Source organism: Microbacterium sp. GbtcB4 (assembly GCF_019091465.1).
GTDB classification, from domain to species: domain Bacteria; phylum Actinomycetota; class Actinomycetes; order Actinomycetales; family Microbacteriaceae; genus Microbacterium; species Microbacterium paraoxydans.
This window is the reverse complement of record NZ_JAGXJJ010000507.1, coordinates 1-239: the sequence shown is the minus strand read 5'-3', so window position 1 is coordinate 239 and position 239 is coordinate 1. Positions and strand designations below refer to the sequence as shown.

1 protein-coding gene is annotated in these 239 nt (G+C 66.9%); it reads left to right on the top strand.

Annotated features, from left to right (window positions below):
• The coding region (locus KVS71_RS18630) for a LysR substrate-binding domain-containing protein (protein ID WP_254635919.1) at window positions 1-239 on the top strand (239 nt) is incomplete at both ends.

Below are 239 nucleotides of genomic sequence, written 5' to 3'. Positions count from 1 at the left end.
ACGCGCGCACGGTATCGCAGCAGATGGATCGATTGCGCAGCGACCTAGGCGAGTACGGGCAGGGCCTGAAGGCGCATGTGCGGGTGCTGTGCAACACGGCGGCGCTCAGCGAACACGTGCCCGCCGCCATTGCCGGCTTCCTGGCCGCGCATCCGCAGGTCTCGGTGGAATTCGAGGAGCGCGGCAGCCAGGACATCGCCGATGCGCTGCGCATGCAGCAGTGCGACCTTGGCATTCTT